The 21,567-nt window shown below is 72.2% G+C and carries 21 protein-coding genes and 1 pseudogene; 12 read left to right on the forward strand and 10 right to left on the reverse strand.

Features of this window, described 5'->3' with window-relative positions; all coding sequences use genetic code 11:
• The 8 genes and pseudogenes from ABZ646_RS08665 to ABZ646_RS08700 form a co-directional block, all read left to right on the forward strand.
• Positions 1-130: pseudogene (locus tag ABZ646_RS08665) on the forward strand (GtrA family protein); the annotation flags it as partial.
• 65 nt (positions 131-195) lie between these two features.
• On the forward strand, positions 196-1,224 hold the full coding sequence (gene argC / locus ABZ646_RS08670) for an N-acetyl-gamma-glutamyl-phosphate reductase (protein ID WP_360514626.1): 1,029 nt from the start codon (positions 196-198) through the stop codon (positions 1,222-1,224).
• Complete coding sequence (gene argJ / locus ABZ646_RS08675; protein ID WP_360514629.1) at positions 1,221-2,372, forward strand: bifunctional glutamate N-acetyltransferase/amino-acid acetyltransferase ArgJ; 1,152 nt, start codon at positions 1,221-1,223, stop codon at positions 2,370-2,372. Before argC ends, argJ begins: the two co-directional genes overlap by 4 nt.
• Positions 2,369-3,271, forward strand: coding sequence for an acetylglutamate kinase (argB, locus tag ABZ646_RS08680; RefSeq protein ID WP_360514632.1), 903 nt, complete (start codon positions 2,369-2,371; stop codon positions 3,269-3,271). Before argJ ends, argB begins: the two co-directional genes overlap by 4 nt.
• A complete protein-coding gene (locus ABZ646_RS08685) occupies positions 3,268-4,464 on the forward strand; it encodes an acetylornithine transaminase (RefSeq protein WP_360514635.1) in 1,197 nt (398 codons plus the stop codon). The genes argB and ABZ646_RS08685 overlap by 4 nt, the downstream gene beginning before the upstream one ends.
• A gap of 7 nt (positions 4,465-4,471) precedes the next feature.
• Positions 4,472-5,017: an arginine repressor gene (locus ABZ646_RS08690; protein WP_360514638.1), complete on the forward strand. Its 546-nt coding sequence runs from the start codon at positions 4,472-4,474 to the stop codon at positions 5,015-5,017.
• Positions 5,018-5,126: 109 nt separating this feature from the next.
• Positions 5,127-5,714, forward strand: coding sequence for an RNA polymerase sigma factor (locus tag ABZ646_RS08695; protein ID WP_360514641.1), 588 nt, complete (start codon positions 5,127-5,129; stop codon positions 5,712-5,714).
• A complete protein-coding gene (locus ABZ646_RS08700) occupies positions 5,704-6,450 on the forward strand; it encodes a zf-HC2 domain-containing protein (protein ID WP_360514644.1) in 747 nt (248 codons plus the stop codon). Before ABZ646_RS08695 ends, ABZ646_RS08700 begins: the two co-directional genes overlap by 11 nt.
• A 1-nt stretch (position 6,451) precedes the next feature.
• Here ABZ646_RS08700 and ABZ646_RS08705 read toward each other — a convergent pair whose 3' ends face one another.
• The 8 genes from ABZ646_RS08705 to ABZ646_RS08740 all read right to left on the reverse strand — a co-directional run bounded on the left by ABZ646_RS08705 (position 6,452) and on the right by ABZ646_RS08740 (position 14,456).
• Positions 6,452-7,279 (reverse strand): serine/threonine-protein kinase, encoded by an 828-nt coding sequence (locus tag ABZ646_RS08705; protein WP_360514647.1) that lies wholly within the window; start codon positions 7,277-7,279, stop codon positions 6,452-6,454.
• The gene (locus tag ABZ646_RS08710; protein ID WP_360514650.1) at positions 7,276-9,090 is read right to left on the reverse strand and encodes an ABC transporter ATP-binding protein; all 1,815 of its coding nucleotides are present in this window, start codon (positions 9,088-9,090) and stop codon (positions 7,276-7,278) included. The genes ABZ646_RS08705 and ABZ646_RS08710 overlap by 4 nt, the downstream gene beginning before the upstream one ends.
• 78 nt (positions 9,091-9,168) lie before the next feature.
• Positions 9,169-9,354, reverse strand: a complete 186-nt coding sequence (locus tag ABZ646_RS08715; protein WP_360514652.1) for a hypothetical protein — start codon at positions 9,352-9,354, stop codon at positions 9,169-9,171.
• A gap of 108 nt (positions 9,355-9,462) precedes the next feature.
• Positions 9,463-10,203 carry an FAD:protein FMN transferase gene (locus tag ABZ646_RS08720; RefSeq protein ID WP_360514701.1) on the reverse strand — a complete coding sequence of 247 codons (741 nt, stop codon included), beginning with the start codon at positions 10,201-10,203 and terminating at the stop codon, positions 9,463-9,465.
• A 55-nt stretch (positions 10,204-10,258) separates the two neighbouring features.
• Positions 10,259-11,095: an FMN-binding protein gene (locus tag ABZ646_RS08725; RefSeq protein WP_360514655.1), complete on the reverse strand. Its 837-nt coding sequence runs from the start codon at positions 11,093-11,095 to the stop codon at positions 10,259-10,261.
• Positions 11,096-11,141: 46 nt separating this feature from the next.
• Complete coding sequence (locus ABZ646_RS08730; protein ID WP_360514658.1) at positions 11,142-12,524, reverse strand: ferredoxin reductase family protein; 1,383 nt, start codon at positions 12,522-12,524, stop codon at positions 11,142-11,144.
• A gap of 59 nt (positions 12,525-12,583) precedes the next feature.
• Positions 12,584-13,087, reverse strand: coding sequence for an FMN-binding protein (locus ABZ646_RS08735; protein WP_360514661.1), 504 nt, complete (start codon positions 13,085-13,087; stop codon positions 12,584-12,586).
• A gap of 10 nt (positions 13,088-13,097) precedes the next feature.
• Positions 13,098-14,456, reverse strand: coding sequence for a ferric reductase-like transmembrane domain-containing protein (locus tag ABZ646_RS08740; RefSeq protein ID WP_360514664.1), 1,359 nt, complete (start codon positions 14,454-14,456; stop codon positions 13,098-13,100).
• A gap of 150 nt (positions 14,457-14,606) precedes the next feature.
• On the opposite strand from ABZ646_RS08740, the gene ABZ646_RS08745 reads away from it, so the two are divergent.
• Entirely contained in the window at positions 14,607-15,347 is a 741-nt protein-coding gene (locus ABZ646_RS08745; protein WP_360514704.1) for a response regulator transcription factor, read from the forward strand.
• Positions 15,344-16,834, forward strand: a complete 1,491-nt coding sequence (locus tag ABZ646_RS08750) for a HAMP domain-containing sensor histidine kinase (RefSeq protein ID WP_360514667.1) — start codon at positions 15,344-15,346, stop codon at positions 16,832-16,834. The genes ABZ646_RS08745 and ABZ646_RS08750 overlap by 4 nt, the downstream gene beginning before the upstream one ends.
• A gap of 18 nt (positions 16,835-16,852) precedes the next feature.
• Here ABZ646_RS08750 and ABZ646_RS08755 read toward each other — a convergent pair whose 3' ends face one another.
• Positions 16,853-17,557, reverse strand: a complete 705-nt coding sequence (locus ABZ646_RS08755; RefSeq protein WP_360514670.1) for a L,D-transpeptidase family protein — start codon at positions 17,555-17,557, stop codon at positions 16,853-16,855.
• A 147-nt stretch (positions 17,558-17,704) separates the two neighbouring features.
• Complete coding sequence (locus tag ABZ646_RS08760; protein ID WP_360514673.1) at positions 17,705-18,595, reverse strand: hypothetical protein; 891 nt, start codon at positions 18,593-18,595, stop codon at positions 17,705-17,707.
• A 189-nt stretch (positions 18,596-18,784) separates the two neighbouring features.
• Between ABZ646_RS08760 and ABZ646_RS08765 the strand changes: the two genes are divergently transcribed.
• Positions 18,785-19,978 (forward strand): argininosuccinate synthase, encoded by a 1,194-nt coding sequence (locus ABZ646_RS08765; protein ID WP_360514676.1) that lies wholly within the window; start codon positions 18,785-18,787, stop codon positions 19,976-19,978.
• A 49-nt stretch (positions 19,979-20,027) separates the two neighbouring features.
• Complete coding sequence (gene argH / locus ABZ646_RS08770; protein WP_360514678.1) at positions 20,028-21,473, forward strand: argininosuccinate lyase; 1,446 nt, start codon at positions 20,028-20,030, stop codon at positions 21,471-21,473.
• Positions 21,474-21,567 lie beyond the last annotated feature (94 nt).

Below are 21,567 nucleotides of genomic sequence, written 5' to 3' on the forward strand. Positions count from 1 at the left end.
GGTGTACGTGATCGTCGACGTACTCCACGTGGGGAGCGAGTTCGCGCCGCTGATGGCGTCGGCGGCTGCCATTCCGGTCACCTTCGTGGTGTCGCGGTGGGTGATGCTGCCGAAGGTGGAGGCCGCATAGTCCTGCGGACTGTTGCATAAACGTGCAGAGAACCGTATAGTCATGCCATCCAGAGGAGGATGGACATGGTGGTACGTGCGGCGGTGGCCGGAGCGAGCGGGTACGCGGGCGGAGAGGTCCTGCGGCTGCTCCTCGCGCACCCCGAGGTCGAGATCGGCACCCTGACGGGCAACTCCAACGCGGGTCAGCGTCTGGGCGCGCTCCAGCCGCACCTGCTGCCGTTGGCCGGCCGGGTGCTCGCGGAGACGACCCCCGAGGCGCTCGCCGGGCACGACGTCGTCTTCCTCGCGCTCCCGCACGGCCAGTCCGCCGCCGTCGCCGAGCAGCTCGGCCCGGACGTCCTCGTCGTCGACATGGGCGCCGACTTCCGCCTGAAGGACCCGGCCGACTGGGAGCGCTTCTACGGCTCCCCGCACGCCGGTACCTGGCCCTACGGGCTCCCCGAACTGCCGGGTGCCCGCGCCGCGCTGGAGGGGTCCAAGCGCATCGCGGTACCCGGTTGCTACCCCACCGCCGTCTCCCTCGCCCTGTACCCGGCCTACGCGGCCCAGCTCGCCGAGCCCGAGGCGGTGATCGTCGCCGCGTCCGGCACCTCCGGCGCGGGCAAGGCGCCCAAGCCGCACCTGCTGGGCAGCGAGGTCATGGGTTCGATGACGCCGTACGGCGTCGGCGGCGGCCACCGGCACACCCCCGAGGTGATCCAGAACCTCAGCGCGGCGGCCGGGGAGCGGGTCGCCGTCTCCTTCACCCCGACGCTCGCACCGATGCCGCGCGGGATCCTCGCCACGTGCACGGCCGCGGCGAGGGACGGAGTGACCGCCGAGTCCGTGCGGGCCGCCTACGAGAAGGCCTACGCCGACGAGCCCTTCGTCCACCTGCTCCCCGAGGGCCAGTGGCCCGCCACGGCGTCCGTCCACGGTTCCAACGCCGTTCAGGTACAGGTCGCGTACGACGAGGCGGTGGGCCGCATCATCGCGATCAGCGCCATCGACAACCTGACCAAGGGCACCGCCGGCGGTGCCGTCCAGAGCATGAACCTCGCCCTGGGTCTCGCCGAGACCACCGGGCTGACCACGATCGGAGTTGCGCCGTGAGCGTGACGGCAGCGAAGGGATTCACGGCCGCGGGCATCGCCGCCGGGATCAAGCAGAACGGCAACCCGGACCTGGCCCTCGTGGTCAACAACGGGCCGCGCCGTGCCGCCGCGGGCGTCTTCACCTCCAACCGCGTGAAGGCCGCGCCGGTGCTGTGGTCCGAGCAGGTGCTCAAGAGCGGCCAGGTGTCGGCCGTCGTCCTCAACTCCGGCGGCGCCAACGCCTGCACCGGCCCCAAGGGCTTCCAGGACACCCACGCGACCGCCGAGAAGGCCGCCGAGGTGCTGGGGCGCGGTGCCATCGAGGTCGCGGTCTGCTCGACCGGTCTGATCGGCGTGCTGCTGCCCATGGACAAGCTGCTCCCGGGCGTCGAGTCCGCCGCCGCCCAGCTCTCCGAGCACGGCGGCGAGAAGGCCGCCATCGCCATCAAGACCACCGACACCGTGCACAAGACGTCCGTGGTCAGCAAGGAGGGCTGGACCGTCGGCGGGATGGCCAAGGGCGCCGGCATGCTCGCCCCCGGCCTCGCCACCATGCTGGTCGTCCTCACCACGGACGCGGCCGTCGAGAACGAGGTCCTCGACAAGGCGCTGCGGGCCGCGACGCGGACGACCTTCGACCGCGTCGACTCCGACGGCTGCATGTCCACCAACGACACCGTGCTGCTGCTCGCCTCCGGTGCGGCCGGCGTCACCCCGGAGTACGACGAGTTCGCCGAGGCCGTCCGCGCCGTCTGCGACGACCTCGGGCAGCAGCTGATCCGGGACGCCGAGGGCGCCAGCAAGGACATCAAGGTGGAAGTGGTCAACGCCGCCTCCGAGGACGACGCCGTCGAGGTGGGCCGGTCCATCGCCCGCAACAACCTCCTCAAGTGCGCCATCCACGGCGAGGACCCCAACTGGGGCCGCGTCCTCTCCGCGATCGGCACCACCCGGGCCGCCTTCGACCCGGACCGGCTCAACGTCGCCATCAACGGCGTCTGGGTCTGCAAGAACGGCGGGGTCGGCGAGGACCGCGAGAAGGTCGACATGCGCTACCGCGAGGTGCACATCGTCGCCGACCTCGCCGCCGGCTCCGAGACCGCCACCATCTGGACCAACGACCTGACCGCCGACTACGTCCACGAGAACAGCGCCTATTCGTCATGAGCACCACGCGTAAGCACACCGCGCTGCCCAAGGCGCAGATCCTCATCGAGGCGCTGCCCTGGCTGGTCCGGCACAACGGCAGGACCGTCGTGATCAAGTTCGGCGGCAACGCCATGATCGACGAGGACCTGAAGGCCGCCTTCGCCCAGGACGTCGTCTTCCTGCACCACGCCGGCCTCAGGCCGGTCGTCGTGCACGGCGGCGGCCCGCAGATCAGCGCCGCCCTCGACAGGCACGGCATCGTCAGCGAGTTCAGAGCCGGACTCCGGGTCACCACCGAGGACGCCATGGACGTCGTACGGATGGTGCTCGCCGGGCAGGTCCAGCGCGAGCTGGTGAACCTGCTCAACCAGCACGGGCCGCTCGCCGTCGGACTGACCGGCGAGGACGCCCACACCATCACCGCCACCAAGCACACCCCCGAGATCGACGGCGAACGCGTCGACATCGGGCGGGTCGGCGAGATCACCGCGATCGACACGGGCGCGATCGAGGCACTGCTCGCCGACGGCCGGATCCCGGTCGTCTCCTCCATCGCCCGCTCCCAGGACGACGGGCATGTCTACAACGTCAATGCTGATACGGCGGCTGCGGCACTCGCTGCTGCTCTGGGCGCCGAAACCCTCATGGTCCTCACCGACGTCGAGGGCCTCTACGAGGACTGGCCGAACTCCGACGAGGTGATCAGCCGCCTCACCGCTTCCCAACTGGAGAAGCTGCTGCCGGACCTGAGCTCCGGCATGGTGCCGAAGATGGAGGGCTGCCTGCACGCCGTACGCAACGGCGTGACCACCGCCCGCGTCATCGACGGCCGGGTCCAGCACTCGATCCTGCTGGAGATCTTCACGGACGAAGGCATCGGCACGATGGTCGTGCCGGACGCGGAGGGGGAGTCATGAGCAACCAGGAACTGACCTCGCGCTGGCAGGGTGCGCTCATGAACAACTACGGCACCCCGCGGCTGCCCCTGGTGCGCGGCGCGGGCGTCAAGGTCTGGGACACCGAGGGCCGCGAGTACCTCGACTTCGTCGGCGGCATCGCCACCAACGCGCTCGGCCACGCCCACCCCGCGATCGTCGAGGCCGTCAGCAAGCAGGTCGCGTCCCTCGGCCACATCTCCAACTTCTTCATGGCCGAGCCCACCGTGACCCTCGCCGAGCGGCTCCTCCAGCTTTTCGGCCGGGACGGCCGGGTCTTCTTCTGCAACTCCGGCGCCGAGGCCAACGAGGCCGCCTTCAAGATCGGCCGGCTGACCGGGCGGACCCACATGGTCGCCACCGACGGCGGTTTCCACGGCCGGACCATGGGCGCCCTCGCGCTCACCGGGCAGCCCGCCAAGCAGGACCCGTTCCGCCCGCTGCCCGCCGACGTCACCCACGTGCCCTACGGCGACGCGCAGGCGCTGGCCGCCGCGGTCACCGAGGAGACCGCCCTCGTCGTCATCGAGCCCGTCCAGGGCGAGAACGGCGTGGTCGTCCCCCCGGCCGGCTATCTGAAGGCCGCCCGCGCCATCACCGCCGCCACCGGCGCCCTGCTCGTCCTCGACGAGGTGCAGACCGGCATCGGCCGCACCGGCACCTGGTTCGAGTACCAGGCCCACGAGGGCGTGCTGCCCGACGTCGTCACCCTCGCCAAGCAGCTCGGCGGCGGGCTGCCGCTCGGCGCCACCGTGGCCTTCGGCCGCGCCGCCGACCTGCTCAAGCCCGGCCACCACGGCACCACCTTCGGCGGCAACCCGGTCGCCTGCGCCGCCGGGCTCGCCGTCCTCGACACCATCGAGAACGAGGGGCTGCTGGAGAACGTCAAGCGGCAGAGCGGCAGGTTGCGGGACGGAATCGAGGGTCTCGGCCACGGGTTGATCGATTATGTCCGGGGGGCGGGTCTCCTCCTGGGTATCGTGCTCACCGAGCCGCGCGCAGCGCAGGTGCAGCAGGCGGCTCAGGAGGCCGGGTTCCTGGTGAACGCGCCCGCTCCCGACGTCGTACGGCTGATGCCGCCGCTGAACCTCCGCGACGCCGAGGCGGACGCGCTGCTCGGGGCCCTGCCCGGCATCCTCGACGCAGCGAGCGGGGACGGACGATCCGGAGAATGAGACGACGATGAGCCAGGCGCAGGAGTTCGACCAGTCGGGCGGCACGGGGGCCGCGGTGCCGCAGACCCGGACCGCCCGGCACCGCCGGATCGTGGACATCCTCAACCGGCTGCCGGTGCGCTCGCAGAGCCAGCTCGCCAAGCTGCTGGCCGACGACGGGCTCACGGTCACCCAGGCGACACTCTCCCGGGACCTCGACGAGCTGAACGCGGTCAAGATCCGCAACACCGACGGCGAGCTCATCTACGCGGTACCCAGCGAGGGCGGCTTCCGCACTCCCCGCGCCCCGCTGGGGGAGTCGGCCAAGGAGGAGCGGATGCGCCGCCTCTCCCAGGAACTGCTGATCTCCGCCGAGGCGTCCGCGAACCTGGTCGTCCTGCGCACCCCGCCCGGCGCGGCCCAGTTCCTCGCCTCGGCGATCGACCAGGCCGAACTGCACGACATCCTGGGGACGATCGCGGGCGACGACACCCTGCTGCTCATCAGCCGCGGGCCGACCGGCGGCCAGGCCCTCGCGGACCATCTGCTGCGCCTGGCCCAGAACGGCCACTGACCCGCGTGCGGGCCCCGGCCCGCCGACGGAGAATGAATATGTGATCTTCCGCGGCGAGCGGTCGGGCGGGCGGGCAATCCCTTGGCGGCCGTCCAACGTATACAGAGGTGTGACGGGCTTCCGGTTCCCCGTCGGCCGCCTCCCGGACGAGGCTCTGCTGTCCGGGCTGGCGACCGGTGACCCGGAGCTCGCGGTGATCTTCGTACGGAGGTTCCAGCAGCGGGTCTTCGGCGTCGCCATGGCCGTCACCGGGGACCAGCAGCTCGCCGAGGACATCGCCCAGCAGACCTTCGAGCGTGCCTGGCGGCACGCCCAGATCTACGACCCGCGCCGTGGTTCGGTCACCACCTGGCTGACGACCATCGCGCACAACCTCGCCGTCGACGCCGTCCGGGCCCGCCGGACGGAGCCGATGGCACCCGAGGACCTCGACCCCCTCCTGGAGGCCGTCACCGAGACCCCCGAACGGTGGGCGCTGGCCGACGAGGCCTCCACCCAGCTGCGGGCCGCCCTCGGCCGACTGCCCAGGGAACAGGCCAGGGCCCTGATGATGGCAGGCATCTACGGAATGACGGCCCAGCAGGTCGCCGACGCGGAGCAGATCCCGCTGGGCACCGCCAAGACCCGGATCAGGACGGCGATGGCGAGGCTCCGCACCGCACTCACGGCTCCGGAGGGAGGCGGCGATGACCGGTGACGCACCCTGCGAGAAGCTGCGGGAGGCCGGTGCCGAGCTGGCCCTGGGCGTGCTGCCCGGCCGCGAGCGGGCCGAGGCCCTCGCCCATCTCGACGGGTGCGCGGACTGCCGGGAACACGTTCGCCGGCTGACCGGGATCGGCGACCGGCTGATCGGCCTGCTGCCGGAGAGCGAGCCACCGTCCGGCTTCGAGACCCGGGTGGCGCGCAGCCTCACCGAGATGGCGACGGGCCCGGAAGGGCAGCGGCACGCCCCCCAGCGCCTGCGCGGCCGCGCCCGCCGGGCCCGGCTGCGGCTGGCCACGGCCGCCGCCGCCCTCGCCGTCGCGGTCGGGTTCGCCGGCTGGGGGATCGGCACCGTCGTCGAGGAGGCCACCGCCACGCCACCGGCCGCCGTCGAGTCCGAACCCGTTCTGGTCGGGGACATGATCCCCGTCGGCGGCGGGCAGCCGGTCGGTGAGGTCTACGCCCATCCCGGCAGCCCCGCCTGGATGTTCGTGTCCGTCGCCCTCGGAGGCACCCCGGGCACCGGCCGTGTCACCTGCCTCCTCGCCCGCGCCGACGGTACGACCACCCGGGTCGGCGACTTCCCGCTGCGCCACGGACGCGCCGACTGGGGCGTGGCGGTACCCGTCGACCTCACCAGGTACTCCGGTGCCCGCCTGACCTCCGCCGACGGGACCGTCCTCGCCACCGCCCGGCTGCAGCAGGGCAAAGTGGTGACACCGCTGACGTGACTCACCGGCCGCGGACCGGGGACGGCAGGGCCGCCTCCAGCTCGGCGGCCAGCTCGGCGACCCCGGGACGGCGCGTGGGATCCACCCGCAGACAGCCGTCGACGGCCGACGCGAGGGCGCGGGGCAGCCGCCGAAGGGAGGAGACCGGCGCCGGCCGCGCCGGGTACTGCGGCCCGCTCCCGCCGGGCTCCCACGGACCGGCTCCGCACGCCGCCTCGAAGAGGACGACGCCGATGCCCCACACGTCGGCGGCGGGCGTCAGGGTCCCGACGCGGGTCTGTTCGGGAGCGCGGTAGCCGCGGGTGCCGAGACCCGCGGGGGCGGGCCCGGGGCGCCGGGCCACGCTCAGGTCGAGCACCTTGACGTGACCACGCTCCACCACCACGTTGGACGGCTTGAGATCCAGGTGCAGCAGGCCCCGCCCGTGCAGATAGTGCACCGCCGAGCACAACTGCACCCCGAGCAGCGCCACGTCGGTGGCGGACGGCCGCCGCCGCAGCCGGTGCAGCAGATGGGAGAGCGTCTCACCGGTCAGCGTCTCCAGGACGACGAGCGGCTCGGGGGAGCCGAAGACGTCGTAGCCGCGGACGAGATGCGGATGGCTGAGGCCCCGCAGCCGGCGGCCCTCCCGCAGCAGCCGCGCCCCCAGCCCCCGCTCGCCCCGCCGGTCGGGACGCACCACCTTGATCACGCACCGGCAGTACCGCTCCGTGCTCCAGGCGTCGTGGACGTCCAGCCACCCGGTCCGCGTGAGATGGGCCAGCACCTCGTACCCGGGGACCGGTTCGGTGCCCGGCGCCAGCGGCGGGACGCCGCCCGCGAGACTCATGACAGCACCGCTCCCGCGTGCAGCCGGTGCAGCCGGGCGTACGGCCCCTCGCGCCCGAGCAGCTCCGCGTGCGCACCGTCCTCCACGACCCGGCCGTGGTCGAGCACCACGATCCGGGTGGCGTCGCGGACGGTCAGCAGGTTGTGGGAGATGACCACGGTCGTCCGCCCGGCCATCAGCCGCCGCAGCGGCTCCATGATCCGCCGGCCCGACCCGGCGTCCAGCCCCGCGGTCGGTTCGTCCAGCAGCAGCACCGGAGCGTTGCGGATCATCGCCCGGGCGATCGCCAGCCGCTGGCACTGGCCCCCGGAGAGCGTCCGGCCGCGCTGGCCGACGAGGGTGTCGTAGCCCTCCGGGAGCCGCTGGACGAACTCGTGCGCGTCCGCCGCCCGGGCCGCCGCGACGATCTCCGCCTCGGTGGCCGTGGGCCTGCCGTAGGCGATGTTCTCCCGCACGGTGCCGTGGAAGACGAGCGTCTCCTGGAGCACCACCGCCACGCTCTCCCGCACGTCGGCGAGGCTCAGCTCGCGCAGGTCGGTGCCGTCGAGGCGGACCGCGCCCCGGTCGGGGTCGTAGAACCGCAACTGGAGCTTCGCGACCGTGGACTTGCCCGCCCCGCTCGCCCCGACCAGCGCCAGCGTCTCGCCGGGCGCCACCCGGAAGGACACGTCCGTCAGCGCGTGGGCCGCGGTACCGGGATAGCGGAACCACACGCCGTCGAACTCGACGGCGCCGCGCGCCCGCCGGATCCGCCGGGGGTGCGGCGCCTCGGCCACCTGGGGCCGCTGGTCGAGGAGTTCGATGATCCGTTCCGCCGAGGCGGAGGCCGCGTAGAAGGTGGTGCCGAGTCCGGACAGGCCGTGGACCGGGCCGTAGAGCTTGCCGATCAGGGCGAGGAACACCAGCAGCCCGCCGAGCGTGAGCTGGCCCTGAGCCAGTTTCCAGGTGCCGAGACCCAGCACCACGAGGCCGCCCGACACCTCGATGATCTCCACCACGGGCCGGTAGACGGCGCGGATCCGCGCCGAGGCCATCGCCGCCCGGAACCTGCCGACGCTCTCCTGCTCGAACCGGCGCGCCTCCCAGCCCTGCCGGTTGTACGCCTGCACGAGCACGACGTTGCCCAGGGACTCCTCGGCGACCGCGCTGAGCGAGCCCGAGCGCCGTCTGCGTTCCCGTGACGCGTCCTTGATGAGCCGGGAGAAGTGCCGGGCGCAGCCCCAGAAGAGCGGCACCACGGCGAGCGAGAGCAGGGTCAGGTCCCAGCGCAGGTAGAACAGCAGACCGACGAAGACGGCGAGCCGGATCACGTAGTACAGGGCGTCGGCGACACCCGAGAGCAGGAACGTCTCCACCGCGTCGACGTCACCGGTGACCCGGGACAGCACGTCGCCGAGCCGCCGGCGCTCGAAGAAACCGAGCGACAGCCCCTGGACATGCCGGAAGACGTCGGAGCGCAGCGCGAGCAGGAAGCGTTCGCCGACCCAGGTGGAGGTCACGTCGTCGGCGAAGCCGAGCGTGCCGGAGCAGATGACGAGAGCGAGGAAGGCCGGTGCGATCCACAGGAAGGGCCGCAGGTCGCGGGGGACGAGCACGTCGTCGATGACGAGCTTGAAGAGCCAGAGTTCGGCCGCGTCGACGGCGGGAGCGGTCAGGCTCAGCAGGACGACGGGCACCAGCCAGCGGCGGCCGCCGCGGGTGTACGGCCAGAACCGCCGGAACACCTCGCGCGGGGACACCGGGGGCGCGGCCGCGACCACGTCCTCGACGGGGACGGCGGGCGACAGCAGACGCCGCAGGACATGCGCCATGGCGGGAGTTCCTCGTGAGCAGGCGGCGACGCGGACCGGCTGCCCCGGTAGCCGGTCCGCTCACCCTTCCCTCTGCGGTCAGTAGCCGTCGTGGCCGTGGCGGTCGCCGCCGCCGTGGCGGTCGCCGCCGAAGTCGCCGTGTTCGTCGCCGTGCCGGTCGCCGTGCCGGTCGCCGCCGAAGTCGCCGTGTTCGTCGCCGTGGCCGGACGAGCCGTGGCCGTGGTCGCGGTGCATCGCAGGCAACAGATTGCTGAAGATGGCCATGGTGTTCCTCCCGAAACTTGCTTCATAGGGGATACGGGGGAGGAGGGGATATGGATGGCGGAAAGCGGGATAAAAGTGAAAAAAGCTCGCGATTCTGCCTCGGTCGTCTCAGCCGAGCCGCGCCGCGAGTCCCCCGGTGCACCGCACCTCGTCACCGGCCGTGATCAGCAACCCCTCCACGTCCGGCAGCGACTCCAGGAAGGCCAGCCCGGCCCGCGACCCCATCGCGAACGCCGCCGTGGCCCAGCAGTCCACCCACGTCAGCCGCGGACCCACCACCGTCACCGCCACCAGGTCCGTCACCGCCGACTTGCCCGTCCGGGGATCGACGATGTGGGCGCCCCGCTCCGCCGTGCCCGAGGTCGCGACCGACAACTCGGTCACGCCCGCCGCGGAGATGACCGCCGCCAGCCCGCCGGGCCGCAGCGGATCCGCGATGCCCACCCGCCACGCCCGGGCGGGCTCCGGCGCGCCGAGCATCTGGACGTCGCCGCCGCCGTTCACGCTGACGCCGCGCACCCCGGCCACCCGGGCGAGCGCCCGTGCCGCCCGCTCCGCCGACCAGCCCTTGACGATGCCGGTGGGATCGAGCCGTCCCCGGTAGCGCGTGCTGAACCAGCCGTCGCTCACCCGCTCCGCCTCGGCCGCCAGGTCCAGCACCTCGGCGACCGCGGGATCGCACTGCGCGACCTCGATCTCCGCCCGCGCCAGCCGGGACACCTGGCTGCCGTCGCGGTAGGTGCTGAACACCTCGTCGACCCGGTGCAGCCCGGCCACCGCCTCGTCCAGGGCGGCCCGTACCGCTTCCGGATCCCCGCCGCGGACGTCGAAGGAGAAGACGGTCCCCATGACCTCCTCCGCGTGCCGCACCGCGGCGGGAGCCTCCGCGGGCTCCGCCACCGCCTCAGCCACCTGCCTGGTCCAGCGCCGACTGCAGCGACTGCTTGTAGCCGGTGCTGGTGTAGGTGGCGCCGGACACGGAGTCGATGTTCGCGTTGCCGGCCGCCACCGCCTCCTTGTTGAGCTGCGGCACGGCCAGCGCCGTCTTCTGGTCGCTGAGACCGCCCTTGGGGGCCTGGACGGCCTCCGCCTGGGTGATCTTCCCGCCCGCGACGGTGATCCGGACCTGGACGGCCCCGTACTGGGTCTGCGCGACCTGCCCGGTCACCGTCTTGGCCTGTGCCTGCGCGGACCCCGACGAAGAGGACCCCGACGACCCGGACGAAGAACCCGACGACCCGGACGTAGAACCCGAGGAAGAGCCGGAGGAGGACGACGAGGAGGCCGCCTCCTTCATCTTGTCCAGCGCCGACTGCAGCGACTGCTTGTACCCGGTGCTCGTGTACGTCGCCCCGGACACGGAGTCGATGTTTGCGCTCTGCGCCGCCACCGTCTCCTTGTTGAGCTGCGGCACCGACAGCGCGGTCTTCTGGTCGCTGGTGCCGCCCTTGGGCGCCTGGATCGCCTGGGCCTGGGTGATCTTGCCGTTGGCCACGGTCAGCCGGACCTGCACGACCCCGTACTGCGTCTGGGTCGCGTTCCCGTCCACCGTCGTGGCGCCGGCGGCCCCGGTGCCGCCCTGCGGCGACTCCTGCCCGGCCGCCGCGGCCGACGGCGCCGCGCCCGCCGCGGACGCGGCCGCCGGGTCCGACGACGGCTTCAGCGACAGCAGCAGCACGACACCGGACACGGTCGCCGCGGTGGCCAGCACCACACGCCTGATGGGGTGACTCTTCCTCATCGTTCCCGAACTCCCGATTCCCTGGATTCCCGTGTGGTCCCGTCGCTCACATCTCGAACGACTCGTGATGGATGCGGCGGGCGGGAACCCCCGCGCCGCGCAGTGCTTCGTACACGCCCTGCGCGAACCCGGGCGGGCCGCACATGAAGACGTCGTGGTCGTCGATGTCCGGGATCTTCCGCTGGAGGTTCTCCGCGGAGATGTCGGGACGCTCACCCTCCGGGCTGTTGACCGCGTACATCAGCCTGGCCCCGCGCTCGTCGGCGATCTTCGCGAGTTCGTCCCAGAGCGCCAGGTCCTGGGTGGTGTTGGCCCGGTAGAGCAGGGTCAGGTCGCCGGCGGCGCCGGGCAGCGTCTCGAACAGCGCCCGCATGGGCGTGATCCCGACGCCGCCCGCCACCAGCAGGACCTTGCCGCGGCTGCGCCGGGACGCGGTCATCGCCCCGTACGGCCCTTCGGCCCACACCTTGGTTCCGGGCCGTAGTTCGCGCAGCCGCGCGCTGTGGTCGCCGATCGCCTTGACGGTGATCCGCAACATGTCGGGGCGGGGGGCCGCCGACAGGGAGTACGGGTGCGAGCTGAACCGCATCCCGGGCGCCAGGAACCGCCAGCGGAAGAACTGGCCGGCCTCCGCGCCCATCCGGTGCAGCTTGCGCCCGCCGATCAGCACCGACACGATGCCCGGCGTCTCCTCGATGACCGCCTCGACCCGCATCCGATGACGCAGGTTGAGCCGGATCGGGGTGAGGATCCGATACCAGACGACCAGCAGGGTGACGGCGCCGTAGAGGCCGTACCAGAAGGTCTTGGCGGCCGGCGTGAGGGCGAAGTCGTTGCCGGTGGTGATCTGGTGCCAGAACGTCAGGAACACCGCGCCGTACGTGAGCACGTGCACGTGGTACCAGGTGTCGTACGGCAGCCTGCGCCGGACCGGGCCGATCGAGGTCAGGCCGATGACGACGAAGAGACCGGTGCCGATGGCGGCCTTGCCCATGTCGGGCAGCTGGTTCACGGAGTCGATCGTCTGCTGGACGATGTCGTTCAGCGTCTTGCCCGCCTGGAGCGCGTAGCCCCACATGATGAGGAAGACGTGCGCGAAGACCAGGCAGAGCGTGTACCGGCCGCTCATCGCGTGCCAGCGGGCGACGCGGTCGGAGCCGACCCGCCGCTCCAGCGCGGGTACCCGGGCCATCTGCAGCACGACCAGTGCCATCAGATATCCGGCCAACAGCCCTGTGATGCGGCCCGCGTTGAGTATCTTGCCGTTGGTGTCGGCGATGGACGGGGTGTTGTGCCACCACAGCCAGAGCACGGCCGCGGCGCCCGCCCACACGGCGAGCAGCAGCGGTACGGCCGGGGAGCGGCGCGGGCGGATGCGGCGCATCGTCTGGCGGCGGGCGGCACGTCCGCCTGCGAGTGTGGTGGTCACGGTTCCTCCGTGGGGAATTGACCCTTGGCCCACAGGTACGTGCGGTACCGCCTGATTGTTCAGAGTCCCGCGGAGTCGAGTGCGGACTGCAGCGACTGCTTGTAGCCGGTGCTGGTGTAGGTGGCCCCGGAGACGGTGTCGATGCTCGCGCTCTGCGCCGCCAGCGCCTCGCTGCGCAACTGCGGCAGGGCGTAGCTGTTGATCTGTTGGTCGCGGGGGTTGTCCTGCGGGTACTGGACGGCCGTCACATCGGTGATCTTGCCGCTCTTGACGGTCACCCGGACCTGGACGGGCCCCCAGCGGGTCTGCACGGTCTCCCCGGTGACGGTCCTGGTGCCGGTGCTCCCGGACTTGCCGGAGCCGGAGCCGGAGCCGGAGCCGGTACCGCTGCTCGTGCCTGGTGTGGCGCTCGCGCTGCTCGACGGGGCCGGAGCCGCCGAGTCGGTGATCACCGTCGGGCTGGTGTGCGGCTTCAGCGCCAGCAGCAGCACGATCCCGGAGACGGTCGTGGCACTCGCCAGCATGACGCGGCGCAGGGGGCGGTTCGTGTTCAGTGCGTGCACGGCAGCGGCCTCACAGCTCGAAGGACTCGTGGTGGATACGGCGGTCGGGCACCCCGGCGGCCCGCAGCGCGCCGTACATCTCCTGGGCGAAGCCGTGCGGACCGCAGATGTAGACGTCGTGCGCGGCGAGGCCGGGGAAGGAGGCGCGCAACGCCTCCGGCGTCAGGGCGGGACGTTCGCCCCGCGGACCGTTGAGGGCGTAGAGCACCCGGGCCCCGCGCCACCGCGCGATCGCCTCCAGCTCGCCGCCCAGCGCCAGGTCCTCCGCCGTGCGGGCCCGGTACAGCAGGGTGACCTCGCCGGGCAGCGTCTCGAACAGCGCCCGCAGCGGGGTGACACCGACCCCGGCCGCGATCAGCAGGGAGCGCCGGCCGGTGGCCCGGTCGGCGGTGAGGGAGCCGTACGGACCCTCTGCCCACACCCTGGTGCCGGGCCGCAGCAGCGGCACGGCCGCGCTGTGGTCGCCGAGCGCCTTGACGGTGATCCGCAGCAGGTCGCCGCGCGGCGGCGCGGACAGCGAGTAGGGCGTCGACGTCCAGCCCATGCCGTCGCCGCCGAAGAAGCGCCAGCGGAAGAACTGCCCTGCCTGCGCGCCCAGTTCGCCGATCCGCCGGCCTCGGATCACGACCGAGTACACGCCGGGCGCCTCCTGCTGCACGGACTCCACGCGCAGCCGGTGCCGGAGGTTGAGCCGTACCGGCGCCAGCACCCGGAACCACAGCACCAGGGCCGCGGCCCCCAGGTACAGCGCGTACCAGAAGGCGGTGGCGACCGGCTTGCCGTTCAGGTCGTTGCCGAGCGCCAACTGATGGCCGAAGGCGAGGAAGACGGCCGCGTACGTCAGCAGGTGGACGTAGTACCAGAACTCGTAGCTGGTACGACGGCGCACCGCGCGCGCCGAGGTGATGCCGACCGCGAAGAGGATCGCCGTGCCGGCGGTCGCCTTGAGCATCTCCGGGTAGTGCAGGACGACGTCGACCGCCTCGCGGACCACCGGCGCGTGGTCCTGGGCCGCGTACCCGGTGAGGATCAGCACGACATGCGCGACCAGCAGGCACACCGTGTACCGGCCGGCCATCGCGTGCCAGCGGGCCACCCGGTCCGACCCGACCCGGACCTCCAGCAGCGGCACCCGGGCCATCAGGGCGACCAGCACCGCACAGGCGTACCCGCACAGCAGTCCGGCCATCCGCCCGGCCCCGGTCAGCCAGCCCGCGGCGCCGACGATCGATCCGGTGTCGGACCACCACAGCGCGAGCACGGCCGCCGCCCCGGCCCACAGCGCGGTGAGCACGGCGGCGGCGGGGGAGCGGCGCGTGGCCACGGCGGGCGCGGCCGGGGCCGTGCGCCGTTCGTCCACGGTCGTCATGAGTGGCGTCCTTTCTCCGGTCAGGACGCCAACTGTGCAGCGCGAACCTCTGAGGGACCTCTGAGCGGGCCCGTCCCAGCCCACTCAGAGAAAACTCAGAGCACCGCGGGGCACTGCTCGCCGCCCGGACGAGAGATGCTGGTAGACGCGATGAACACCACCCGCTCCGGCCGCCCCGCCCTCACCCGACCCGACGGCACCCCGCTGCGCGTCCTCGTCGTCGACGACGACCCCGACCTCGCGGAGGTGCTCACCGGCGCCCTGCGCTACGAGGGCTGGCAGGTCCGCGCCGCGGGCGACGGCGCGACCGCGCTGACCGTGGCACAGGAGCTGATGCCGGACGCGGTCGTCCTCGACGTGATGCTCCCGGACACCGACGGCTTCGCCGTGCTGCGCTCCCTGCACCGGGTCAAGCCGGACGTCTGTGTGCTCTTCCTCACCGCCCGGGACGCCGTCGAGGACCGGATCGCCGGTATCACCGCGGGCGGCGACGACTACGTCACCAAGCCGTTCAGCCTGGAGGAGGTCGTCGCCCGGCTGCGCGGCCTGCTGCGCCGCGCCGGCATGGCCCGCCAGCAGGAGGACGGGCCCCGGCTCACGGTCGGCGACCTCACCATGGACGAGGAGGCCCGCGAGGTCACCCGGGCGGGTGAACTGATCGAGCTGTCCCCGACCGAGTTCGAACTCCTCCGCTTCCTGATGCGCAACCCGCGCCGCGTCCTCAGCAAGGCCCAGATCCTCGACCGGGTCTGGTCCTACGACTTCGGCGGCCGGGCCCACGTCGTCGAGCTGTACATCTCCTACCTGCGCAAGAAGGTGGACGCGGGCCGCGAACCCATGATCCACACGGTGCGCGGCGCGGGCTACGTCCTCAAGCCGGTGACCAGGTGAATCCCCTGCGACGGCTGCGGCACCCGCTCCGCCCCCGTTTCCCCCGCACCCTGCGGGCCCGTCTCACCGCGGGCCTGGTCGTGCTGCTGGCGGTGAGCTGCGCGGCCGTCGGGGTGGCCGCGGTGGTCGAGCTGAACGGCTTCCTCACCGGCCGCGTCGACCAGCAGCTGCAGCAGAGCGGGCCGAGCTTCCCGCAGTCCCTGGAACACGGCAGCTACAGGCCCAGCGACCGGGACGGCGACGAGCGCGGCGACACCCGCCGCCAGGCCTCCGGTACCTTCGGCGCACGCCTGGTCGGCGGCCGGGTCACCAACGCGGCCCTGATCCCGGCCGACGACGATCCGGACCTCACCGTCGGGCTCACCGCACGCGACCGGGCGACCCTGGCCGAGGTGCCGGCGGACGGCAGGGCGCACACCGTCCGGCTGCGGTCGATCGGCGACTACCGGCTCATGGTCTGGACCGGCCTCGACGGCGACGTCCTGATGACCGGTCTGCCCCTGGAGCCGGTGCACGCCACCGTGCACCGCCTGGAAATGGTCGCCGCGGTGGTCTTCGGCTTCGCCCTGGCCGTGGCCGGGGTGGCCGGCGCCTTCTGGGTCCGCTGGTCGCTGCGCCCCCTGAGCCGGGTCGCGGCCACCGCCACCAGGGTCAGCGAGCTCCCCCTCGCCAGCGGCGAGGTGGCACTGCCGCCCCGGGCTCCCGAGTCCGACCCCCGCGGCGAGGTCGGCCGGGTGGCCACCGCCTTCAACCGCATGCTCGGCCATGTCGAGGACGCCCTCACCAAACGCCACGCGAGCGAGGAACGCCTGCGCACCTTCGCCGCCGACGCCAGCCACGAACTGCGCACCCCGGTCGCCTCGGTCCGCGGCCACGCGGAACTGGCCCTGTTCCACCCGGGCCCGGTGCCGCCCGAGATCACCCGGGCCCTGGAACGCATCGCCGCCGAGTCCGCGCGCATGGGCGAGATGGTCGACGAACTCCTCCTGCTGGCCCGCCTGGACGCGGGCCGTCCCCTCGAACGCAACCCGGTGGACCTCACCCGCCTGGTCCTGGACGCGGTGACGGACGCCCGCGCCACCGGCCCGGACCACCGCTGGTCCCTGGACCTTCCGGAGGACCCGGTCACGGTCCCGGGCGACACCCACCGTCTGCACCAGGTGCTGGCCAACCTGCTGGCCAACGCCCGCCTGCACACGCCGGCCGGCACGAAGGTGACGGTGACCCTGGAGACCGACGGCGAGCGGGCGGTCCTGCACGTCCACGACGACGGCCCCGGTATCCCGGCGGACATCCAGCCGGGCGTCTTCGAACGCTTCACCAGGGCGGAACACCGCCGCCGCCAGGACGCGACGGGGCCAGGAGCGGGCCTGGGACTGTCGATCGTGGCGGCGGTGGTGGAGGCGCACGGCGGGACGGTGACTCTGGAGAGCCGCCCGGGCTCGACCACGTTCACGGTGGAACTGGCGGCGACCGCGACCCCCTAGAAACGCGGGGAGCCGCGGTCAGTAGCGAGTGAGCGCCGTGGCCCCGGTCACGGTCCCCACGGCGATGTGCGGCCCCTTCTTCGGATCGACCCACTGAAGGATCCGCCGCATCGCGTCCTGGGGCACCGAGACACACCCGGCCGTCGCCCCAGCCCCGTTGACATGCAGGAAGATTCCGGCCCCCCGGCCTCGCGCCGGTTTGTGGTAGTTGAACCCGATCACCAGCACGTAGGCGTACTGCGTCGTGTACGACGACAACCGCTCCGACTCCGCGGCCCGGCAGTCACCCGGCAGCGGCTCCGTCCAACGGTTGTAGGAGGCCGAGTCGTTGTCCTGGCACCACCAGGAGTCCGCCGTCACCGCGCGGTACTCGACGGACGTCCCGGTCGGCGCGGCCCGCAGTCCGAAGCCGAAGGGGAGGTCGTACAACCCCGTGGGGGTCGTGTTGGTGCCCTGCTTCCGTCCGGCCCCCTCGACCAGGCCCTTCGCCCCGAACCGGGCGGCGGCGGAGCCCGCCTTCACCCACGCGCCGTCCCGGCGCTCCCACCAGGTCAGGGCTCCGGAGGTCGCACTCGGTGCGGACGCCTCGGCGGTGATCAGCTGGCTGCCGCCGCCGGTGTCGGCCATCAGGGCGGGCAGTGGCGAGGGGTCCTCGGTCCCCGGAGCCGCACCGAGCAGCAGCAGGGAGGCGGAGACGAGGGCGACGGCGAGGCCTGGGCGCATGGCCCAGACCGTAGCCGCAGGCAGTGGCGACGGCAGTCCGGGTGGGCCGTCCGGGCGCACCGCGGCGCCGGGGCCGTCCGTCGCCGGACCTCACCGTGGCCGCCCCGGCCGGCGCTGTACGCGGGGCGGCCACGGCTGCCTGTCACGTCACTTGGTGAGCGTGCAGGCGGCCAGGGAGTCGAGGCCGGTCGGCTTGGCGGCGGTGCGGCCGATCGAGATGGCGATCCGGTCGATGGTCGACTTCCGCTTGTCCGCCAGCGGGCCGAGGATCGCGTTCTGCACGAAGTTCGGGCCGCCCTGGCCGACCGTGCTCTGGAGCCGGTTGTTGGCCTCCTGGATCTGCGTCTGGAGCAGCGTGAGGTTGCGGGTGACCTCCGCCTGCGCGGTGGCCGGGATCGCCGGCAGCTTCGAGGCGACGTCGGGGCAGGTGATCGTGCCCACCGCGCTGTTGCCGGCGTTCGCCCCGGTGTTGCCGGTCGACTGCTGCTGGTTGGCCGCCGTGCCGGGCGCGGCGGAAGCCGCGGTCGAGCCCGTCGCCGCGCCGGTGCCGGTGCCGGCGCCGGCACCGGCACCGGTGTTCGTGCCGCCCGCGTTCAGGGTGCACGCCGCCAGCGCGTCCAGACCGGTCGGCTTGGCGGCCGTACGGCCGATCGCCGTCGCGATCCGGTTGACGGTCGCGACCCGCTTGTCCTTGAGGGGACCGAGGATCGCGTTGTTCACGAAGTTGGGTCCACCCTGGCCCACGGTGTCGACCAGCCGCTTGTTGGCCTCCTGGATCTGCGTCTGCAGGAGTGCGAGGTTGCGGTCGACCTCCGCCTTCGCGGTGGCGGGGACCGCCGGCAGCTTGGAGGCGACGTCGGGGCAGGTGATCGTGCCGGGCGAGGCCGCGAAGGTGCGGGCGTTGCTGGTGTCGCTGCTCTTGTCCGGCGTTCCGGCCAGGGCCGAACCGGCGATGACCGCACCGGACAGCGCCACCGCGGCGGCGCCGCCGATGAACGCGACACGACGCTTGTTGTACTTCGGGAGAGCCCTGGACATGCGGATGCCTCACTTGGGTCAGAGGTGGGTTTACCAACGCGGCGCCGGCGTTCAGGCATGGGTACGGGTAAGCGGTTTCGTTTGTTCAAAGCTTTCTGAGAATCCGTTCCGCGATCCCAGCCGATTGACGAATCATGCAGGGCTCTGCATACTCATGCATAGCAAGCGGATGTACGTGAGGAGGGACCCATGACCGAGCGCGTCGTACTCGCCTACTCGGGCGGGCTGGACACCTCCGTCGCCATCGGCTGGATCGCCGAGGAGACGAACGCCGAGGTCATCGCCGTCGCGGTGGACGTCGGCCAGGGCGGCGAGAACCTGGACGTCATCCGCAAGCGAGCGCTCGCCTGCGGGGCGGTCGAGGCCGAGGTCGCCGACGCCAGGGACGAGTTCGCCGAGGAGTACTGCCTCCCGGCGATCAAGGCCAACGCCCTCTACATGGACCGCTACCCGCTGGTCTCCGCGCTCTCCCGGCCGGCGATCGTGAAGCACCTGGTCGCCGCCGCCCGCAAGCACGGCGCCACCACGGTCGCCCACGGCTGCACCGGCAAGGGCAACGACCAGGTCCGCTTCGAGGCCGGCATCGTCGCCCTCGCCCCCGACCTCACCTGCATCGCCCCGGTCCGCGACTACGCGATGACCCGGGACAGGGCCATCGCCTTCTGCGAGGCGAAGAACCTGCCGATCGCGACCACCAGGAAGTCCCCGTACTCCATCGACCAGAACGTCTTCGGCCGCGCCGTGGAGACGGGCTTCCTGGAGGACATCTGGAACGGCCCGATCGAGGACATCTACGAGTACACCCAGAACCCGGCCACCCCGCGCGAGGCCGACGAGGTGGTCATCACCTTCGACGCGGGCGTCCCGGTCGCGATCGACGGCAAACCGGTCACCGTGCTCCAGGCGATCCAGGAACTCAACGAGCGCGCGGGCGCCCAGGGCGTCGGCCGCATCGACATGGTCGAGGACCGCCTCGTCGGCATCAAGTCCCGCGAGGTGTACGAGGCGCCGGGCGCGATCGCGCTGATCACCGCCCACCAGGAACTGGAGAACGTCACCGTCGAGCGCGAACTCGCCCGCTACAAGCGGCAGGTGGAACAGCGCTGGGGTGAACTCGTCTACGACGGCCAGTGGTTCTCCCCGCTCAAGCGCGCCCTGGACGGGTTCGTCGACGAGGCGAACCAGCACGTCACCGGCGACATCCGGATGACCCTGCACGGCGGCCGCGCGGTCGTCACCGGCCGCCGCTCCGAGTCCTCCCTCTACGACTTCAACCTCGCCACCTACGACACCGGCGACACCTTCGACCAGGCCGCGGCCAAGGGCTTCATCGACATCTACAGCCTGTCGTCGAAGATCGCGGCCAAGCGAGACCAGGCATAGATCTGCAAGGATCTGGGCCACCCGTCAACCCTCTCTAGGAGCAACGCAAGTGAGCAGCAACAGCGGTGACGTACGGCTCTGGGGCGGCCGTTTCGCCGACGGTCCCGCCGAGGCCCTGGCGAAGCTGTCCGCGTCCGTCCACTTCGACTGGCGGCTCGCGCCCTACGACATCGCCGGTTCCCGTGCCCACGCCCGCGTGCTGCACAAGGCGGGCCTGCTCACCGAGGACGAGCTCCAGCGCATGATCGCGGGGCTCGACCAGCTGGAGGCCGACGTCGCGGACGGCTCCTTCGTGGGCACGATCGCCGACGAGGACGTCCACACCGCCCTGGAGCGCGGTCTCCTCGAACGCCTGGGCCCCGACCTCGGCGGCAAGCTCCGCGCCGGCCGCTCCCGCAACGACCAGGTCGCGACCCTCTTCCGGATGTACCTCCGCGACCACGCCCGCGTCATCGGCGGCCTGATCGCCGACCTCCAGGACGCCCTGATCGGCCTCGCCGAGGCCCACCCGGACGCGGCGATGCCCGGCCGTACCCACCTCCAGCACGCCCAGCCGGTCCTCTTCGCCCACCACGTCCTGGCCCACGTCCAGTCCCTGTCCCGGGACGCGGAGCGGCTGCGCCAGTGGGACGAGCGCACGGCCGTCTCCCCCTACGGCTCCGGCGCGCTCGCCGGTTCCTCCCTGGGCCTGGACCCGGAGGCGGTGGCGGCCGACCTCGGCTTCGAGCACGGCAGCGTCGGCAACTCCATCGACGGCACCGCCTCCCGCGACTTCGTGGCGGAGTTCGCCTTCATCACCGCGATGATCGGTGTGAACCTCTCCCGGATCGCGGAGGAGGTCATCATCTGGAACACGAAGGAGTTCTCCTTCGTGACCCTGCACGACGCGTTCTCCACCGGCTCGTCGATCATGCCCCAGAAGAAGAACCCGGACATCGCGGAGCTGGCGCGCGGCAAGTCGGGCCGCCTGATCGGCAACCTGACCGGTCTCCTGGCCACCCTGAAGGCGCTGCCCCTCGCGTACAACCGCGACCTCCAGGAGGACAAGGAGCCGGTCTTCGACTCCTGCGACCAGCTGGAGGTCCTGCTCCCCGCCTTCACCGGCATGATGGCCACCCTCACCGTCAACCGCGAGCGCATGGAGGAACTGGCCCCGGCGGGCTTCTCCCTCGCCACCGACATCGCCGAGTGGCTGGTCAAGCAGGGCGTGCCGTTCCGCGTGGCCCACGAGGTCGCCGGCGAGTGCGTGAAGGCCGCGGAGGCCGAGAACAAGGAGCTGGACGAACTGACGGACGACCAGTTCGCCAAGATCAGCTCCCACCTGACCCCTGAGGTCCGCACGGTCCTCAACGTCCCCGGTGCCCTCGCCTCCCGCAACGGCCGCGGCGGCACGGCCCCGAGCGCGGTGGCCGTCCAGCTGGCAGAGGTGAAGACGAACGTGGCGGAGCAGCACGAATGGGCGACGGCGAAAGCGCCCCGTCAGGGGCGCGGGTAAGGGCGCGATCAACCGCCCGAGCTGAACGGCGAACCAAAGGTCATCGCGGGTTACGTTGGTCAATGGACCGATGCAGCCGACCGAACGGAACCCG

This window comes from Streptomyces sp. NPDC007162 (assembly GCF_040634175.1).
In the GTDB taxonomy this organism is placed as follows: domain Bacteria; phylum Actinomycetota; class Actinomycetes; order Streptomycetales; family Streptomycetaceae; genus Streptomyces.

What these genes read in the sequence shown, in the direction of transcription:
- ABZ646_RS08755 (WP_360514670.1), bottom strand. Translation starts at nt 17,557, where the DNA reads ATGCGCCCAGGCCTCGCCGTCGCCCTCGTCTCCGCCTCCCTGCTGCTG.
- argC (WP_360514626.1), top strand. Translation starts at nt 196, where the DNA reads ATGGTGGTACGTGCGGCGGTGGCCGGAGCGAGCGGGTACGCGGGCGGA.
- ABZ646_RS08710 (WP_360514650.1), bottom strand. Translation starts at nt 9,090, where the DNA reads ATGGCGCATGTCCTGCGGCGTCTGCTGTCGCCCGCCGTCCCCGTCGAG.
- ABZ646_RS08725 (WP_360514655.1), bottom strand. Translation starts at nt 11,095, where the DNA reads ATGAGGAAGAGTCACCCCATCAGGCGTGTGGTGCTGGCCACCGCGGCG.
- argB (WP_360514632.1), top strand. Translation starts at nt 2,369, where the DNA reads ATGAGCACCACGCGTAAGCACACCGCGCTGCCCAAGGCGCAGATCCTC.
- ABZ646_RS08715 (WP_360514652.1), bottom strand. Translation starts at nt 9,354, where the DNA reads ATGGCCATCTTCAGCAATCTGTTGCCTGCGATGCACCGCGACCACGGC.
- ABZ646_RS08700 (WP_360514644.1), top strand. Translation starts at nt 5,704, where the DNA reads ATGACCGGTGACGCACCCTGCGAGAAGCTGCGGGAGGCCGGTGCCGAG.
- ABZ646_RS08705 (WP_360514647.1), bottom strand. Translation starts at nt 7,279, where the DNA reads ATGAGTCTCGCGGGCGGCGTCCCGCCGCTGGCGCCGGGCACCGAACCG.
- ABZ646_RS08745 (WP_360514704.1), top strand. Translation starts at nt 14,607, where the DNA reads ATGAACACCACCCGCTCCGGCCGCCCCGCCCTCACCCGACCCGACGGC.
- ABZ646_RS08690 (WP_360514638.1), top strand. Translation starts at nt 4,472, where the DNA reads ATGAGCCAGGCGCAGGAGTTCGACCAGTCGGGCGGCACGGGGGCCGCG.
- ABZ646_RS08720 (WP_360514701.1), bottom strand. Translation starts at nt 10,203, where the DNA reads ATGGGGACCGTCTTCTCCTTCGACGTCCGCGGCGGGGATCCGGAAGCG.
- ABZ646_RS08765 (WP_360514676.1), top strand. Translation starts at nt 18,785, where the DNA reads ATGACCGAGCGCGTCGTACTCGCCTACTCGGGCGGGCTGGACACCTCC.
- ABZ646_RS08740 (WP_360514664.1), bottom strand. Translation starts at nt 14,456, where the DNA reads ATGACGACCGTGGACGAACGGCGCACGGCCCCGGCCGCGCCCGCCGTG.
- ABZ646_RS08760 (WP_360514673.1), bottom strand. Translation starts at nt 18,595, where the DNA reads ATGTCCAGGGCTCTCCCGAAGTACAACAAGCGTCGTGTCGCGTTCATC.
- ABZ646_RS08685 (WP_360514635.1), top strand. Translation starts at nt 3,268, where the DNA reads ATGAGCAACCAGGAACTGACCTCGCGCTGGCAGGGTGCGCTCATGAAC.